Origin of the sequence: Streptomyces tyrfis (assembly GCF_037034285.1) — a bacterium.
Taxonomy (GTDB): domain Bacteria; phylum Actinomycetota; class Actinomycetes; order Streptomycetales; family Streptomycetaceae; genus Streptomyces.
On the sequence record NZ_JBAGJZ010000006.1, the window covers coordinates 78,356 to 95,375 of the forward strand.

Genomic DNA, 17,020 nt, shown 5'->3' on the forward strand with positions numbered 1-17,020 from the left:
TCCACGGTCAGTCAGCCCTGGTAGCGTCCGCTGGGTGATCGAAGCGAACGACATTCTCGCCCAACTGGACGCATGCGCCGCCGAGTTCAAGATTCCTCATCCCGACAACGGCTACTTCTACGCGGTGGACGCGCGGATGCACCTCTACCGGGAGCCGGGGCGCTGGGCTCTGATCATCGAGACCGTCGGGTACAACCCGCGCATGGGCAACCTCGTCAATGTCGTGGGTGCCTACGGGAATTGCCTGATCACCGGTGAACCGGGCTGTGAGAGCGAGGGCATCCACTCTCGTATCGAGAACATGGAGGAGATCGACGATCAGGAGACCTACGCAGGTGGTGCTCCCATGGTTGTCAGGGGCCGAACGCCGGCCGTGGAGGGGGAGCCCGGCGAGCCGCTCGAAGTCGTGTTCCGCAGGCTGGTGCCGGAGTACCGGGATCTGATCCTTGCCGACGAGGCCGAAGTGCGGTCAAGGATTCCGGGGGACCTGCCCAAGGTCCTGCAACTGGAGGAATGGCATCAGCCGGAGGACATCGAGACACCTCCCAGCATGAGTGAGACCTACCAGCAGATTGCGGAAGTCCTGGCGTCCGGAGACGTCGGACGCTACCGGCCGAGCCTTTCGCCCAATACCCACTGGTCCAACTGGCCGGACTCCGGAACTCTGTGACTGGCCGCCGCAGGTTCGGGGGGACTGCGCCCGCAACGCGCGCAGTCCCGTTGTTCCGTCCGGATTCGCCGTCCCATCCCTTCCGATCTGATGCAGCGTCAGTTTCAATGGGAATGTGATGGGACACGCAGGCATGGCCGCCACCGCCGTCCGGTACCTGAGGTCCGTCGGCGCCGCCACGAGTGCCGGGCCGACGCCGGTCGATCCGCTGCCGCGCCCGGAACTGCGGGCTGTCGCGGACGGCGAGCGTCCCCCGGTGGACCCGGCGGAGTTCCGGCGTGTACTGGGACACTTCGCGAGCGGGGTCACCATCGTCACCGCCCACGACCCGGGGGATCGAGAGGTGCACGGGGGGCCGGCCGGCTTCGCGTGCCAGTCGTTCGCCTCGCTCTCCCTCGACCCGCCGCTGGTCGCGTTCATGGTCGCCCGTACGTCGACGACCTGGCCGCGCATCGCCCGCGCCGGGTCCTTCTGCGTCAACGTGCTCGGCGCGCACCAGGAGGCGTTGTGCCGGGGCTTCGCGGTGAGCGGGGCCGACAAGTTCGCGGGGGTGGCGTACGAGGCGGCCCCGGTGACCGGATCGCCGCTGCTGGACGGCGTGCCCGCCTGGATCGACTGCCGCGTCCACACCGTCCACACCGGGGGCGACCATCTGATCGTCGTCGGCCGGGTGGAGGCGCTGGGGGCGGCCGGCCCGGCGGACGAAGGCGGCGGAGGCGACGGCGACGGTCCGTTGTTGTTCCACCGGGGGAGGTTCGGCCGGTTCAGCGCATGAGCCGGGTGTCGGCCGCGCCCGGCTCGCCGGGAAGCAGTCGGATCGGGTTGTCCGGATACGGCCTTCTCGACCGTGGCGTTCGGGCAGAGTGGAAGTCATGGCACCAGGCGCGACGTGCTCGACAGGGACCCCCATGCGCTTACGGTTCGTCGGCAAGGACCCCGAGTCCGGAGACCACGGGTCACCCGCCGTATGGGTGGACGCCGACACGCGGGATCTCGTCGTACAGGGGTGGACGGCGGACGAGGAGACCAGGGGCACCAGCTCGCGGGATGTTCCGATCCCCGGCAACGAGTCGGTCATCAGGGTTCCGAAGCGAATGGTCCCGCTTCTTCGGGAGGCGCTTCGTGTCGCAGAGTCTGACTGACTTCTCCGATCTCATCAGGTCGGCCCGGGAGTCGGCCGTTCATCTGGAGATGCGGGACGGGTACGGCGTCGACAACGAGATCGAAGGCTTCGCGGCGTGGAAGCGGGGCCGTCGCCTCGACCCGAACGATCGGAGCTCCTGGTGGCGGCCCTGGCTGGACCTCGTGCGGGAGGTGACGGCGAACGGTGTCGTCATCCGACGTGCCCGTGTCGTCTCCGAGCCCGTGAGTGACTACATCGCGTTCGAGCACTCCGGCACGTTCACCAACATCGCGGCCGGGGAGCAGATCCGATGGCTTCCCCGCCGTCAGGCGTCCGACCTGCTGTTGCCGGGCAACGACTACTGGTTGTTCGACGGCCGACTGGCACAGTTCAACGTCTTCGACGGCATGGGCCGTTGGGTGCACACGGACCAGACCGAAGAACCCGCCGTCGTCGCGCAGTGTGCGCGGGCTTTCGAGGCCGTGTGGGAGCGCGCTGTCCCGCACGAGAAGTACACCGTGTGATCCGTCCGGTCCAGCTCATGTCCTCGTCCCCGCTCTCCAGCGCCCAGGCCGCACGGGCTGCCGTCGCGTCCCGGCTGCAAGGGCTCATGAAGGATGCGGGGCTGTCCGGGCATGAGCTGGCCCTGCGGTGCGGCTGGCACCGGGCGAAGTCGTCCCGTATCGCGCGCGGGGTCACGCCGCCTTCGGACGCGGACATCCGGGCATGGTGCGCCGCCTGCGGCGCGGAGGAACAAGCGGCTGACATCATCGCCGCGTCCCGAAACGCCGAGTCGATGTACGTCGAGTGGAGGCAGATTCACAGCGACGGCATGCGCCGCGTTCATGAGAAGACAGTCCCGCTGTACCGGCGGACCCGCTCGTTTCGGGTGTACGCCTCGAATGTCATGCCGGGCATGGTGCAGACCGCCGGGTACGCCACGGGGCTCCTGACGGGCATCACCCGGTTCGACGGCAGTACGCGGATCGCCGGCCCGTGATCTCATCCGCGCCGCACTCGCCTCCCTCGAGTGATCGTGTGCAACACCGTGCAGTACCGGCTGACGGACGTGAACTGGCTGCCGGCTTCCCAACTCTCCATGCTGCTTTCCCTCAGCGAGCACTACGCGGATCACCACACGGTGGACGGAGACGTCTTCGACGAGTGCACCGACCGCGCGATCTCCATGTTCCTCGCCCTGGCGGAACGCGAGGAAGGCGAATGCCGCCGTATCTGGGAGAACTGGATGACCAGGGAGGGGCGGGAGACATACGCCTACATGACCGTGGACACCCTGCTTGCCGCATTCGCCGTCGACTCCATCGAGGCGACTCCGGATCAACGGACGGTACTCATGCCCGTCCAGGCGACGGACGTAACCGAGAGGGACCGTGGCTACTACAACCGATACCTTCGGCGGAATCTGCCCAACCCGCTGAGGGACGCGAAGCAACTGGTCCTGTTCTCCCACATCCCCATCGCCGACTCGGACGCCCTCGGGTCGGCGATGCACTGCGTCCGGCAGTGGTGCAGCAGGGCGAACCTCGCCCGCGTGTACGCGGCGGTCAACACAGGAGCGTGACATGAAGAACAGCACGATCGAGGTCGAACGGAAGCGGGAGCTGCCGGACGCCGGGGCCGGGGTGCGGCCCCGGCCGGCCGCACTCGGCTACGTGGGCGGCGGGCCCGTCACCGAGGTGGACACGTACTACAGCCGCCCGGACGTGGACTACTTGGAAACCGTGGAGTGCCTGCGGGTCCGTCGCCGGGGTGACTTCGCGGAGATCACGTACAAGCCCGCGTCCGATCCGAGGACACACGCCCACGACGACGTGGTGTCGAAGGCCGAGACGAACGTGATCCTCAGCGGGGATGGCGAGGCCCCCTTCGCGGAGCGGCTGCTCACGAACATCGGGATGAGGAAGTTGGTCCGAGTCGAGAAGACACGCACCAGCTACAAACACCCGGATGTCCCCGACGTGACGGTCAGTGTCGATACCGTGCGCGGTGTCGGAACCTTCATCGAAACCGAGGTCAATCGGGCATCGGCCGCCGGAGCAGCCGACCTCGTCGCGGAGATCGAGGACGCGCTCGGCATCGCCGGTCACCCAACGGTGAGCCTGCCGTACCGGGACCTGGTGCTCCGGCGGGCGGGGGCGTGACGGTTTCTGCGGGCTTCACCGCGTGGGCGCGCCCCGGCGGGCTCCCGCGTCGTGCGTAGGATCGGTGGACCTCGGCTTCCAACTGCCGTCCCGTATGCGCTCGGTGGCGCATGCGCCACATCCACCGGGGCTCGCCCTTCGCGCCCGCAGGGAAAGGGAACCGCCATGCAATGGGCCACCCGCCAGCACTTCGAATCCCGCTCCTCGACGCTCCGCCTCTGCGGTGGGGGGCTGCTGGCCGTCGCGGCCGGGTTGCTGATCTGGGTGGGCTGCCTCCTGCTGGTCCCGTACACCGTGAACTACGGCAGGGGCGACCTGGAGTGCAAATCCCCGGTCGCGAGCTCCTCCTTCCAGAACGACCGGTCGCTGTGCGGTCAGGAGCGCGACTGGCCCGAGCTGATGCTCATCCTCGCGTTGTCCGTGCCCACGGCCGTCGCGGGTACGGCGCTCTGCGTCAGCGGCGCCATGCGCAACCAGATCAGCACGCACGTCTTCGCCGTCATCGAGATGCAGAAGTCCGAGGAGCGCCTTCGGAGCAAGCAGGACAAGCGAGATGAGCAGGGCAAGCAGAACGGGTAGCGCGGGCGCGGCGGACCGGGGGCGGAAGGAGCGGCGGGCCCGCCATGGCGTACGCGGGGGGGGAGGGCGGTTCGGCCGGGGACCGGTTCGGCCGGGGACCGGTTCAGGCGGGGATCGGTTCGCCGGGGGCCCGCCCGTCGCGGGGGCGGCGGATGACCAGGGCCATCAGCGCCGCGGTGGCGCAGAGCGCGCCGGACGCGTACCAGACCACGTCGTACGAGCCGAACACGTCGCGCGCCACGCCGCCCAGGAACGCCACCAGCGCCGCGCCCACCTGGTGGGAGGCGAGGACCCAGCCGAAGACGATGGCGCTGTCGTCGCCGTACTGCTCGCGGCACAGGGCGAGCGTCGGGGGCACGGTGGCGACCCAGTCCAAGCCGTAGAAGACGATGAAGAGGATCATCGGCGGGTGCACCGCGGGCGCCAGCAGCATCGGCAGGAAGAGCAGCGAGACGCCGCGCAGCGCGTAGTAGACGGCGAGGAGGCGGCGGGCGTCGAAGCGGTCGGTGAGCCAGCCGGAGAACACCGTGCCGATGACGTCGAAGACCCCGATGACGGCGAGCAGCGAGGCCGCGGCGGTGATGGGCATGCCGTGGTCGTGGGCCGAGGGCACGAAGTGGGTGCGGATCAGTCCGTTGGTCGAGGCCCCGCAGATCGCGAACGTGCCGGCGAGCAGCCAGAACGGGCCGGTGCGGGCCGCGTCGAACAGCACGCGCACGGTGCGCCGCGCCGCCCCGCGCGTGGGCGCGGGCTTGGGTGTGTACGCACCGCCGTACGGGGCGAGGCCCGCGTCGGCCGGGTGGTCGTGCAGCAGCAGCCAGACGAACGGGACGACGACCAGGGCGGCGAGCGCCACGGTCACCGAGGCGGGACGCCAGCCGTGTTCGGCGACGATCCAGGCGCACAGCGGCAGGAAGACCAGCTGGCCGGAGGCGCCGGCCGCGGTGAGTATGCCGGTGACCAGGCCGCGCCGGGCGACGAACCAGCGGTTGGTGACCGTCGCGGAGAACGCCAGCGCCATGGAGCCGGTGCCGAGGCCGACGAGCAGACCCCAGTAGATCATCAGCTGCCAGGAGGCGGTCATCCAGACGCTGGCCAGGGCCCCGGCCGCCACCGCGGCGAGTGCGGCGACGACCACCCTGCGGATGCCGAAGCGGTCCATCAGGGCGGCGGCGAACGGGGCGGTGAGGCCGTAGAGCGCCATGTCGATGGAGACGGCGAGCCCGATCTCGCCGCGCGACCAGCCGAACTCCGTGTGGAGGGGGTCGATGAGCAGGCCGGGGAGGGAGTTGAACGCGGCTCCGCCGATGATCGTCACGAAGGTGACGGCGGCGACGATCCAGGCGCGGTGGACGCGGAGGGCGCGGCGGGCGTCCAGTCGGGCGGCGGGGCCGTCGGCGCGGCCGGTGCCGGGCCGGGGCGTGGACGGGGGCCCTGGGGGCCCGGGGGGCGTGGGGTCGGGGGTCGTGGGCTCGGCGGCCGCGGGCTCTGCGGCCGTGGGGGCGGGGGTCGTGGGGGCGGGGGTCGTGGGGGCGGGTTCCCGGCCGTCGCCACGGGTCTCGGCGGTGCTGTCGGTCGTCTGGGTCACGTCCGTCAGCATCGGGGGCGGTCAGGGGCCGGACCACTGGCCGGAGGGACATCGTTCGCAGGAATCGGGCCACGCTCCGGCCGTGCTCCGCTCCGGGCGGCCGGAGCCGTCGCGGCCCAGGCGATCCCGGCGCCGACCGCGTACCAGAGCAGGTCGGGCGCGTTGAAGGTGGAGCCGAGCACCAGCCGTGCCACCGTGCTGTGCCGGGAGAGGTCGGCGGGCAGGCCGGTCAGTTGCAGCAGCTCGACCGCCCAGCTCAGCGCCAGCCCGGTTCCGGCCATGGCGAGCGGCCGGGTGCGGGGCGCGGCCACGAGGACCAGGGCGCAGACCAGCACGGTGTAGAGCGCGTCACCGGCGTACTTGGCGATGTCGCCGTCGGCCACCGCCCTGATCCCGAGTCCGGCGGCGACGGTCAGCAACGCCGCTCCCGCCGCCTTCGTCCGTGACACCGTCATGTTCGCTCCGCGGTTGCCGTCGCCGTCGTTGTCGTTGTCGCCGTCGGTGTTGTTGTCGCCGTCGGTGTTGTTGTCGCCGTCGGTGTTGTTGTCGCCGTCGGTGTTGTTGTCGTTGCCGTTCGCGGCACTGTCGTCCCCGTGTCGTTCCCGGGCTTCTGCTCAGCCGATGCGTTCCAGGCGGCGGATGGGGCGGGCCAGCAGCAGGACCGCGACCACCGCCATGTTGATCACCGCCCCGGCCAGCAGCACCTCCGGGGCGCCCAGCCGGTCCGCGACCGGGCCGGCCAGGGCGCGGCCCGCCGACAGCATCAGCAGCGAGCCCGCCACGTCGTACGCGTGCAGGCGGTTCAGGGCCTCCGGCGGCACATGGGTCTGGACCGTCGTCGACCACATCACCAGCCAGAACGCGAACGCGGCGCCCGCCACGAACTGCCCCGCCCCCAGCGCGGCCACCGACAGGCCCAGTCCCAGCACCACCAGGTTCACGCAGACGGCGGTCAGCGCGACGGCTCCGGCGGCGAGCGGGCGGCGCGGTCTCAGGCGCAGGGCGAGCAGCCCGCCGACGACGCTGCCCGCGCCGTTCACCGCCATCATCACGCCGTACGTCCCCGAGCCGTGCGCCTCGGTGACCTGGACGGCGGTGAGCGGCAGCATCGGGCCGAGCACCGTGAAGCCGTACACCGTCCAGATCGCGATCACGCCCCACAGCCAGCTGCGGGCCCGGAACTCGCGCCAGCCGTCGACGAGTTCGGAGAACATGGTGCCGCGCCGCACGTCGTCGGCGGGGGCCGGGGCAAGCCGCAGCAGGAACAGGCAGATCCCGGAGACCAGGAAGGTGGCCGCGTTCGCCGTGTAGACCGCGCCGGCGTCGGCCAGTCCGACGAGCAGCCCCGCGAAGGCCGGGCCCGCCATGGTCATCAGGGCCTCGGAGACCCGCAGCACCGCGTTGGCGCGTTGCACGTCGGCGGCGACCCGGGGCACCGTCGACGCGACCCCCGGCTGGAACAGCGCGGCCCCGACGCCGGCCACCGCGCTGAGCGCGTACACCGCCCACAGGGGCGGGTTGCCGGTGGCGAAGGAGACCGCCAGCACCGAGGCGCCGACCAGGCGCAGCGCGTCCGCGAAGACCATCATCCGGCGCGGGGTGAAACGATCCGCCAGCACGCCGCCGAAGAGCACGAAGAGCGCGAGCGGGCCCATCCACGCGGCCAGCGCGTACCCCACCGAGGAGTGCGGCCGGCCGGCGCCCAGCAGACCGGCGGTGAGCGCCACGGGGATCATGCCGTCGCCGAAGAGCGCGGCGGTGCGGGCGACGAAGAACAGTCGGAAGTTCCGGTTCCATAGCCCGGCGGGCCCCTCGCCGCCCCCGGGACCGTCGCTCGCGCCCATGTGCCCGGCGGCGGGAATGCGCTGCTGCTCTGCTGACTTTTCCTTCACAGGAGTGACATGTATCAGCTTGTGGTCTATACCAGCTAGGGTCGAAGGGAGTCCGTTCATGCTGCACCGAGTCGTCGTCCTGGCCCTCGACGGGCTGCTTCCCTTCGAACTCGGCATCCCTCAGAGGATTTTCGGCCGCTCGCTCGGATCCGAGCCGCTCAACAAGGGGCGCAAGCTCTATGAAGTCGTGACCTGTTCCGTCCGTCCGCCGGGCCCGGTCCGCACCGACGCCGACTTCACCATCACCGTCGAGCGCGGCCCCGAAGCCCTGGCCACCGCCGACACGGTGGTGATCCCGGCCAGCTACGAACTGGGGCCGGTGTACACGGAGGGCAGGCTCACCGGCGAGCTGGCCGCCGCGTTCGCCCGCGTCAGGCCCGGCACCCGGATGGTCTCGATCTGCACCGGCAGCTACGTGCTGGCGGCGGCCGGCTACCTGGACGGGCGGCCGGCCACCACGCACTGGTCGTCGGCCGACCACTTCCAGCGGCTGTTCCCGAAGGTGCGGGTCGACCCGGACGTGCTGTTCATCGACGACGGGGACGTCCTGACCTCCGCCGGGGTGGCCGCCGGGATCGACCTCTGCCTGCACATCGTGCGCCGCGACCACGGCACCGCGGTCGCCAACGACGTCGCCCGCCGCACCGTCGTACCGCCGCACCGGGACGGCGGGCAGGCGCAGTACATCCAACGGCCCGTTCCGGAGGCGCGGCTGGCGACCACCACTACCGCCCGCGCCTGGGCGCTCGGCCGGCTGGAGCACCCGATCCAGCTGCGCGACATGGCCCGGCAGGAGTCGATGAGCGTACGGACGTTCACCCGCCGGTTCCGGGAGGAGGTCGGGATCAGCCCGGTGCAGTGGCTGACCCGTCAACGCGTGGAGCGGGCACGGCAGTTGCTGGAGTCGACCGATCTGTCGATCGACCAGGTGGCGCGGGACGCGGGCTTCGGCACGGCGACCTCGCTGCGGCAGCACCTCCAGGCGGCGCTGGGGGTCTCCCCCACGGCGTACCGGCGCACGTTCCGGGCCCGGGCCGCGCGCGACTGACGGGGCGCGGGGCGCGCGCGACCGGTGGGCCGGGGCACGCGACCGGCGGGTCCGGGGCGCGCCGGACCCCGCGCGAACAGGTGGGCCGGGGCGTGCGCGAACAGGTGGGCCGGGGCGCGCGCGACCGGTGGGCCGGGGCGCGCGAGGCCCGGTCAGAAGACCAGGACCCCCCGGGCCACCCGGCCGTGGTGGGCGTCGTCCGCCGCCTTGGCGAAGTCCTCCACCGGGTAGGTCTCGGTGACGAGTTCGTCCAGCAGCAGCCTGCCCTCCCGGTACAGCTCCGCGTAGAGCGCGATGTCCCGCTGCGGGCGCGAGGAGCCGTAGCGGCAGCCCAGGATCGACTTGTCCAGGTACATCGACGAGACCAGGAACGACGCCTCCGCCGTCGCCGCGGGGACGCCCAGCAGGACCGCCTGGCCGTGCCGGTCCAGCAGGTCGATCGCGGTGCGGATCAGCTCCGTGCGGCCCACGCATTCGAAGGCGTGGTCGGCGCCGTGCGGCAGGATCTCCCGTACGGCGTCGGCGGAGGCCGAGGTCAGGAAGTGGGTGGCGCCGAACCGCCGGGCCACCGCCTCCTTCGCCGGGTTGGCGTCGACGGCGACGATGGTCAGGGCGCCCGCGATCCGGGCCCCCTGGATCACGTTGAGCCCGATGCCGCCGGCGCCGATGACGACCACCGTGTCGCCCCGGTCCACCTTCGCCCGGTTGAGCACGGCCCCGACCCCGGTCAGCACCCCGCAGCCGATCAGGGCCGCCGAGGTGAGCGGCAGTTCGGCCGGGATCTTCACCGCCTGCACGGCCTTGACCAACGTCCGTTCCGCGAAGGCCGAGTTGGAGGCGAACTGGTACAGCCGCCTCCCGCGCCGGGAGAAGGGCCGCCCCGGCATCCCGATCGCCTTGCGGCACATCGTCGGCCGGCCCCGGTCGCACTGCGCGCACGTACCGCAGTTGGCCAGCGTGGACAGCGCCACGTGGTCGCCGGGCGCCACATGGCCGACGCCCGCGCCGACCGCCGCCACCACCCCGGCGCCTTCGTGCCCGAGAACCACCGGCGAAGGAAACGGGATCGTCCCGTCGATCACCGACAGGTCGCTGTGGCACAGTCCGGCCGCGGCCACCTCCACCAGCACCTCGCCGGGCCCCGGGTCGCGTATCTCCAGATCGTCGACGACCTCGGTCCGGCCGTCGTCGAAGACGACGCCTCTCATCCCGTCTCCCTCGGTAGGCCGAGCACCCGCTCGGCGATGATGTTCCGCTGGATCTCGTCCGAGCCGCCGTAGACGGTGTCGGACCGGGTGAACAGGAACAGCCGCTGCGCCTCGTCGAGTTCGTACGGGGCGTCCGGCGTCCAGTCGTACGGGCCGACGGCCCCGGCCGCGCCCCTGACCCGCACGGCCAGTTCGCCCAGGCGCTGGTGCCAGCCGCCCCAGAGCAGCTTCGCCACGCTGGGCGCGCCGGGGTCGCCGGCGGATCCGAGGGTACGCAGGGCGTTCCAGCGCATGACCTTCAGCTCCGCCCACTGCCGCACGAGACGCTCCCGCAGCACCGGGTCGCCGTCCGCGCCGCCGGCGACGGCGGCCCGGACCACCCGGTCGAGCTCGGCGGCGAAGCCGATCTGCTGGACGAGGGTGGAGACGCCGCGTTCCAGGGCCAGCAGCCCCATGGCGACCGCCCAGCCGCCGCCCTCGCCGCCGACGCACTCCTCGGCGTGCGCCCCGTCGAAGAAGACCTCGTTGAACTCGCTGGTCCCCGACATCTGCCGGATCGGCCGCACCTCGATCCGGCCCGGCTGGTCCATCGGCACCAGCAGGAACGACAGGCCGTGGTGACGGCGGGAGCCGGGCTCGGTGCGGGCCAGCACGAAGCACCAGTCGGCCTCCCGCGCCGATGACGTCCAGATCTTCTGGCCGGTCACCCGGTGGCCGCCCGTGCTCCGGTCGGGCACGGCGGCCGTCCGCACGGCGGCGAGGTCGGACCCGGCGTCCGGTTCGCTGTAGCCCTGGCACCACAGCTCCTCGCCGCGGGCGATGGGAGGCAGGAAGCGACGGCGCTGCTCCGGGGTGCCGTGCGCGATCAGGGTCGGGGCGAGGAGGTTCTCGCCGATGTGGCCGACCCGGGCGGGGGCGGCGACGCGGGCGTACTCCTCGGCCCAGACGACCTGCTGGACGAGGGTGGCCCGGCGGTTGCCGTAGCCGGTGCGGGGGGTGGGGGCGAGGTCACCGGGTGCGCCGCGTACGGGGCCGCCGTCGCCGTCGTCCGGCCAGCCGAGGCCGATCCAGCCGCCGCGTCCGAGCTCGCGCTCCCAGGCGCGGCGGACCTCGGCGCCCTCGTGCTCGCTGCCCGGGCCACCGGTTCCGGCCGCCGCCGCGTACGGGCCCACGAGATGCGCTTCGAGCCAGGTCCGGGCCTCCTCGCGGAAGGCGTCGTCCTCGGGGCCCAGGGTGAAGTCCACGTCGCCTCCTGCGTACGGATACGGGTATGGGTACGGGCACGGAGCCGGGGAGGCCCGCCCGGCGCCGCGCGCCGCGGCCGGGCGTCGGACCGGGCCGTCAGGCACTGGGCCGGGCCGTCAGGCGGCGGACCGAGCGGTCAGGCACTGGGCCGGGCCGTCAGGCGTTGGGCCGGGCCGTCAGGCGTTGGGCCGGGCCTTCGCGGCGGCCGCGGCGGCCATCTCCTCCAGCCGTTCCAGCATCGGCATCGGGTCGGTGCCGACCGTCCCCGGCAGGAAGTCCGCGATCCGCTCCGGGGTCCACGGCCCGTCCGCGTATCCCGCGCGCAGCTCCCTCGGCTGGGCCCAGACCGCGATCTTCGGCCCGGCGACCGTGTACACCTGGCCGGTGATCCGCTCCTTGCGGGCCCGGTCGCTGAGCAGATAGACGACGAGCGCCGCCACGTCCTCCGGCTCCCCGATCTCCTTCAGCTCCATGGGCACGTTGGCGGACATCCGGGTGCGGGCGACCGGGGCGACGGCGTTCGCCGTGACGCCGTACTTGTGCAGGCCGAGGGCAGCGCTGCGCACCAGCGAGATGATGCCGCCCTTCGCGGCGCTGTAGTTGGCCTGGGCGACGCTGCCCTGGTGGTTGCCGCTGGTGAAGCCGATGAGCGTGCCGCCGCCGTCCTGCTTGCGCATCACCGCCGACGCGGCGCGGAAGACGGTGAAGGTGCCCTTGAGGTGGGTGGCGACCACCGGGTCCCACTCCTCCTCGGACATGTTGAACAGCATCCGCTCGCGCAGGATGCCGGCCACGCACACCACCCCGTCGATCCGCCCGTAGCGCGCCAGCGCCGTGTCCACGATCCGCTGCCCGCCCGCCATCGTGGAGATGTCGTCCGCGACGGCCACCGCCTGCCCGCCCGCCGCCTCGATCTCCTTGACGACGGCCTCGGCGACCTCGCTGCTCGGTGCGCCGCCGTCGACGGAGACGCCGTAGTCGTTGACCACGACCCGGGCGCCCTCGGCCGCCGCCGCCAGCGCGACCGCCCGGCCGATGCCGCGCCCGGCACCCGTCACGGCCACCACCTTGCCTGCCAAGAAGTTCCCCATGCCCGGCCCCTTCCCGCGGTTTCTGACGGACCGTTAGATTTTATGGGCCATCAGGTCCGCGAACACAACCCCCGGGAGGCCCCGTGTCACTGCCGGACGAGTTCCATGAGATCGCCGAGCGCGTGAACAACTGGGGCCGTTGGGGAGCGGACGACGAGATCGGCACGCTCAACCTGATCGACGGCTCCGTCGTACGGGACGCCGCCGCCACGGTCCGCTCCGGGCTGCGCGTCCCGCTCGCGCTCCCCCTCCAGCAGGACGGGGTGCAGTCCGGTCTGGTCCCGGGCAGGATCAACCCGCTGCACACCATGGTCCAGATCAACCAGGAGCTCTTCGGCCCCGGCACGGTCGCCACCAGCGACGACTCGGCGGTGCTGAGCCTCCAGACGGCCACCCACTGGGACGCCCTCACCCATGTCTCGCACTCGGGGCGGATCTACAACGGCCGCCCGGCCGGCACGATCACCGCGCACGAGGGCGCGCGGTTCAGCGGGATCGGCACCGTGCCGCCGCTCGTCTCGCGCGGGGTCCTCCTCGACGTGGCCCGCGCGCGGGGGGTGGACCGGCTGCCCGGCGACCACGCCGTCACCCCCGAGGACCTGGACGCGGCGGAGGACCTCGCCGGGGTCCGGGTCCGTTCCGGCGACGTCGTGCTCGTACGGACGGGGCAGATGCGGGTCTACCTCGGCGGCGACCGGCAGGCGTACGCCTATCCGTCGCCCGGCCTGTCGATCCGCACGCCCGAGTGGTTCCGGGCACGCGACGTGGCGGCGGTCGCGAACGACACCCTGACGTTCGAGATCTTCCCGCCCGAGATCGAGGACCTGTGGCTGGGGGTGCACGCGCTGGACCTGGTCGAGATGGGCATGCTCCAGGGCCAGAACTGGAACCTGGAGGCGCTGTCCACAGCCTGTGCGGAGGAGCGGCGGTACGCCTTCCTGCTGTCGGCCATGCCCGAGCCGTTCGTCGGCGCCACCGGCACCCCGGTCGCCCCGGTCGCCGTGCTCTGAGCGGGACACGGCGGACGACGGGGCCGGGCGGACGACGGGGCCGGGCGGACAGTCGGCTACTGCGCGGGCGGCCGGCTACTGCGCCGGCTGGTCGCCTCCGAGGCCGCGCTCCTGGACGAGGATCGCTGCCTGCACCCGGGAGCGCAGCCCCAGCTTGGCCAGGATGTGGGAGACGTGGGACTTCACGGTCGTCTCGCTGATGTACAGCCGGCGGGCGATCTGCTGGTTCGACAGGCCCTCGCCCAGGCACTCGAACACGTCCCGCTCGCGGTCGGTGAGCTGCTCCAGCCCCTTGGGCCGGGGCTGGACGGGCGCGGCTGAACCGGCGAACTTCGAGATCACCCGGCGGGTGACCTGTGGCGCGAGCACGCCGTCGCCCTGCGCCACCAGCCGTACCGCCTCCACGAGTTGCAGGGCCTCCACGGACTTGATCAGGAAGCCCGCGGCCCCGGCCCGCAGGGCGGCGTAGACGTACTCGTCGAGGTCGAAGGTGGTCAGGATCAGCACCTGGCAGACGCCCTCCTCGACGAGGATGCGCGTGGCCTCGATGCCGCCGCCGGGCATGCGGATGTCCATCAGCACCACGTCGGGCCTCAGCTGCCGCGCCATCCGGACCGCGCTGTTGCCGTCGGTGGCCTCGCCGACCACCTCGATGTCCTCGGCCCGGTCCAGGATGAGCACCAGACCCGACCGCACCGCCGCGTGGTCATCGGCGACCAGAACCCTCATGCTCATGCTCCCTCTCTCCTCCCAGCGGGAGTACGGCGTGCACCCGCCAGCGATCGCCGACCGGCTCTGCTGAAATCGTTCCCCCGATCGCCGCCGCGCGCTCGCGCATGTTGAGCAGGCCGATGCCGGCGCCGGGCAGGGCGGACAGCTCGTTCCCGGCCAGTTCGTTGACGATCTCCACATGCAGGTCGCCGCCCTCGGGGCGCACGGTGACCCAGGTGCGCGCCCCGGTGGCGTGTTTGGCGGCGTTGGTCAGCGCCTCCTGCACGATCCGGTAGGCGGCGAGATCGACGGAGGCGGGCAGTCCGCGCAGCGAGCCGTCCGACGGGTCGCCCTCCGCCCCGGCGATCCCGGCGGCCCCGGAGCTCCCGGCGGCCCCGGCGGCCCCGGCGGTCATGGTGACGTCCAGTCCGGCGGCGCGCGCCGAGTCGAGCAGGACGTCCAGTTCGGCCAGGCGGGCGGGGGCGGTGTAGGAGACCTGCTGTCCCTCGGAGTTCTGGCCGCGGAGCAGCTCGATCATGGCGCGCATCTCGCGGAGCGCGTCCACGCTGTTCTTCCGGATGGTGCGGAGCACCTCGTCGACGGCCGCCCGGTCGTCGCTCATCGCCCCCACGGCGTCCGACTGGATGGCGATGGCGGACAGGTGCCCGGCGATCACGTCGTGCAGTTCCCTCGCCATCCGGGCCCGCTCCTCCGCCACGGCCGTGCGGCGGTCGAGCTCGGCGATGGTGGCCTGCTGCTCCGCCCGCGCCCGCTCCGCCTCGGCGGCCTCGCGCTCCTGACGTACCGTCATCGCCCACCAGACCGGGACGAACATGATGGTGAGCATCAGCATGACCAGCAGCACGATGACCTGCCAGTCGCGCACCACCGACAGCAGGGCCGACGTGATCACCACCATCAGCGCGATGACGGTGCGCACGAGCATCCGGCTGGCGTACCGGGAGGCGTGCAGGGTGGCGCTGTAGAGCAGTTCCGACAGCACCATCAGCATGGAGATGCTGAAACCCATCAGCACGTCGATCGCGCTGAAGAACAGCCCGGCGACGAGCGCGGACATCGGCAGGCGCCTGCGGACCAGCACGGCGGCGCAGGCGCCGGTGAGCGGGACCAGCCGCCAGCCGAGGGGCACGTTCCAGAGCGCGAACGTGTGCACGTCCCGGAAGAACGGGTACCAGCCGGCGCCGTAGAGGGCCGCGCCCAGCACGAACAGACCGGCGGCGGGCAGGACGTCCTTCCGCTCGAAGCGGGAGACCCTGGTCCGTAAGGCGCCGAGAACTGTCACGCGGTCATGAAATCACAACGATCGGGGGCGTCCGGGCCGGAACCGGGTGCCCGAAACGCATCTCCTACGAACGTCGGAGCATACGACCGTGCGCCTCCCCGAAGTGATGACGCGGAGCCCTACCAGTCGACGAAGACACCAGGTCCCGCGCCCGGCGACGCTGTCGGCCATGAACTCCACCGACACCTCCGGCACGGTCCCCCCGCCCACCGGAACGGCCCCGCCCCCGTCCGCGGCGGGGCGGCGCATCGAGGTCCTGGACATCCTGCGCGGCGTCGCGATCGTCGGCACGCTCGGCACGAACATCTGGCTCTTCACCAACCCGCTGGGCCCGCCCAGCCTCTTCTTCCACCTGCCCGAGGCGGACTCCGCGCGCGGCGCCGTCGAGGTCGCGCTCCGCTATGTGTCGAACGGCAAGTTCCTGGCCCTGCTCACCATCCTGTTCGGCGTGGGGCTGGAGCTGCAGTACCAGTCGGCGCGGCGCCGGGGGAAGCCCTGGCCCGGCTGGTACCTGTGGCGGACGGCCCTGCTGTTCGTCGAGGGCGTGCTGCACTTCATGCTCGTCTTCGAGTTCGACGCCCTCATCGGCTACGCCTTCACCTCGCTGGTCGTCGTCCATCTCGTCGGGCGCAGCGAACGCTGCGTGCGCGCCTGGATGTTCGCGATGGGGGCGCTGCATCTCGCGCTGGTGGCCGCCCTCACCTGGGCGATGGTCGCCACGGGCACCGGCGCCGGCGGCACGCTCGGGCGCGCGGAGATCTATGAGACGGGCGGCTACGCGGAGCAGGTGGCGCTGCGGCTGAACCGGTTCATCCTGTACCGCATCGAGGCGTTCTTCGTGATCCCGATGGGCATCGTGCTGTTCCTCCTCGGCTCCCGTCTGCTGCGGGCCGGGGTGTTCGAGAAGGACGAGCGCGGGGCGCGGCTGCGCAACCGTCTGATGGTGATCGGGCTGGGCGTCGGGGCCCCGCTGAACCTGCTCACCGCCTTCGCGGGCCCGGGCTGGTTCGTGGTGGACCGGTATCTGATGCCGCCGCTGGTGGCCCTGGGGCTGCTGGGTCTCGTCACCACGCTGGCGCACCGGGCGACCGGCGAACACGGCCTGCTGCGGCGGGGGTTGACGGCGGTTGGGCGGTGCGCCCTGTCCTGCTACGTGTTCCAGAACCTGGCCGCCTCCGCGGTCTGCTACGGCTGGGGGCTGGGCCTCGCCGGGGAGCTCGACTGGGCGCGGCCGTGGTGGCCGGTGCTGGCGTGGGCCGCGATCGTCGCCTCGTTCCTGGTGCTGTCGTCGCTGTGGCTGCGGAGGTTCAGCCGGGGACCGGTGGAGCTGGTCTGGAACTGGGCGTATCTGGCGCCGCAACGCCTGGGCCGGTCCTGACGGCGGGGCGGC

General features: G+C 72.0%; 18 protein-coding genes. 10 read left to right on the plus strand and 8 right to left on the minus strand.

The annotated features are described in order from the left end of the window. Positions 1-34: 34 nt before the first annotated feature. The 7 genes from WA762_RS06600 to WA762_RS06630 all read left to right on the plus strand — a co-directional run bounded on the left by WA762_RS06600 (position 35) and on the right by WA762_RS06630 (position 4,534). Entirely contained in the window at positions 35-670 is a 636-nt protein-coding gene (locus WA762_RS06600) for a DUF7003 family protein (protein ID WP_335933705.1), read from the plus strand. A gap of 133 nt (positions 671-803) precedes the next feature. After that, positions 804-1,445, plus strand: a complete 642-nt coding sequence (locus tag WA762_RS06605; RefSeq protein ID WP_335933882.1) for a flavin reductase family protein — start codon at positions 804-806, stop codon at positions 1,443-1,445. Between the two features lie 347 nt (positions 1,446-1,792). Then, a complete protein-coding gene (locus tag WA762_RS06610; protein WP_335933706.1) occupies positions 1,793-2,317 on the plus strand; it encodes a DUF6879 family protein in 525 nt (174 codons plus the stop codon). Between the two features lie 17 nt (positions 2,318-2,334). Next, a complete protein-coding gene (locus WA762_RS06615; protein ID WP_335933708.1) occupies positions 2,335-2,793 on the plus strand; it encodes a helix-turn-helix domain-containing protein in 459 nt (152 codons plus the stop codon). Positions 2,794-2,823: 30 nt separating this feature from the next. Next, complete coding sequence (locus WA762_RS06620) at positions 2,824-3,375, plus strand: hypothetical protein (protein WP_335933710.1); 552 nt, start codon at positions 2,824-2,826, stop codon at positions 3,373-3,375. A 1-nt stretch (position 3,376) separates the two neighbouring features. Then, positions 3,377-3,955, plus strand: a complete 579-nt coding sequence (locus WA762_RS06625) for a class IV adenylate cyclase (protein WP_335933712.1) — start codon at positions 3,377-3,379, stop codon at positions 3,953-3,955. Between the two features lie 165 nt (positions 3,956-4,120). Then, positions 4,121-4,534 carry a hypothetical protein gene (locus WA762_RS06630; RefSeq protein WP_335933714.1) on the plus strand — a complete coding sequence of 138 codons (414 nt, stop codon included), beginning with the start codon at positions 4,121-4,123 and terminating at the stop codon, positions 4,532-4,534. A 103-nt stretch (positions 4,535-4,637) separates the two neighbouring features. On the opposite strand, the gene WA762_RS06635 is transcribed toward WA762_RS06630, so the two are convergent. The 3 genes from WA762_RS06635 to WA762_RS06645 all read right to left on the minus strand — a co-directional run bounded on the left by WA762_RS06635 (position 4,638) and on the right by WA762_RS06645 (position 7,966). Further along, positions 4,638-6,134, minus strand: a complete 1,497-nt coding sequence (locus WA762_RS06635; RefSeq protein ID WP_443080533.1) for an MFS transporter — start codon at positions 6,132-6,134, stop codon at positions 4,638-4,640. Further along, positions 6,128-6,577 carry a ribosomal maturation YjgA family protein gene (locus WA762_RS06640; RefSeq protein WP_335933716.1) on the minus strand — a complete coding sequence of 150 codons (450 nt, stop codon included), beginning with the start codon at positions 6,575-6,577 and terminating at the stop codon, positions 6,128-6,130. The genes WA762_RS06635 and WA762_RS06640 overlap by 7 nt, the downstream gene beginning before the upstream one ends. 159 nt (positions 6,578-6,736) lie before the next feature. Further along, entirely contained in the window at positions 6,737-7,966 is a 1,230-nt protein-coding gene (locus WA762_RS06645) for an MFS transporter (protein ID WP_335933885.1), read from the minus strand. Positions 7,967-8,072: 106 nt separating this feature from the next. On the opposite strand from WA762_RS06645, the gene WA762_RS06650 reads away from it, so the two are divergent. Next, positions 8,073-9,062: a GlxA family transcriptional regulator gene (locus WA762_RS06650; protein WP_335933718.1), complete on the plus strand. Its 990-nt coding sequence runs from the start codon at positions 8,073-8,075 to the stop codon at positions 9,060-9,062. A gap of 152 nt (positions 9,063-9,214) precedes the next feature. On the opposite strand, the gene WA762_RS06655 is transcribed toward WA762_RS06650, so the two are convergent. The 3 genes from WA762_RS06655 to WA762_RS06665 all read right to left on the minus strand — a co-directional run bounded on the left by WA762_RS06655 (position 9,215) and on the right by WA762_RS06665 (position 12,606). After that, positions 9,215-10,270, minus strand: a complete 1,056-nt coding sequence (locus WA762_RS06655) for a Zn-dependent alcohol dehydrogenase (RefSeq protein WP_335933720.1) — start codon at positions 10,268-10,270, stop codon at positions 9,215-9,217. Next, entirely contained in the window at positions 10,267-11,514 is a 1,248-nt protein-coding gene (locus WA762_RS06660) for an acyl-CoA dehydrogenase family protein (protein WP_335933722.1), read from the minus strand. The genes WA762_RS06655 and WA762_RS06660 overlap by 4 nt, the downstream gene beginning before the upstream one ends. Before the next feature lie 177 nt (positions 11,515-11,691). Further along, complete coding sequence (locus tag WA762_RS06665) at positions 11,692-12,606, minus strand: SDR family oxidoreductase (RefSeq protein ID WP_335933724.1); 915 nt, start codon at positions 12,604-12,606, stop codon at positions 11,692-11,694. Between the two features lie 83 nt (positions 12,607-12,689). On the opposite strand from WA762_RS06665, the gene WA762_RS06670 reads away from it, so the two are divergent. Beyond that, positions 12,690-13,616, plus strand: coding sequence for a cyclase family protein (locus tag WA762_RS06670; protein WP_335933725.1), 927 nt, complete (start codon positions 12,690-12,692; stop codon positions 13,614-13,616). 75 nt (positions 13,617-13,691) lie between these two features. Here WA762_RS06670 and WA762_RS06675 read toward each other — a convergent pair whose 3' ends face one another. Both WA762_RS06675 and WA762_RS06680 read right to left on the minus strand, forming a co-directional pair. Beyond that, complete coding sequence (locus tag WA762_RS06675) at positions 13,692-14,351, minus strand: response regulator transcription factor (RefSeq protein ID WP_335933727.1); 660 nt, start codon at positions 14,349-14,351, stop codon at positions 13,692-13,694. After that, a complete protein-coding gene (locus WA762_RS06680) occupies positions 14,323-15,630 on the minus strand; it encodes a sensor histidine kinase (protein ID WP_335933729.1) in 1,308 nt (435 codons plus the stop codon). The genes WA762_RS06675 and WA762_RS06680 overlap by 29 nt, the downstream gene beginning before the upstream one ends. A gap of 169 nt (positions 15,631-15,799) precedes the next feature. On the opposite strand from WA762_RS06680, the gene WA762_RS06685 reads away from it, so the two are divergent. Next, positions 15,800-17,008, plus strand: coding sequence for a DUF418 domain-containing protein (locus tag WA762_RS06685; protein WP_335933731.1), 1,209 nt, complete (start codon positions 15,800-15,802; stop codon positions 17,006-17,008). Positions 17,009-17,020 lie beyond the last annotated feature (12 nt).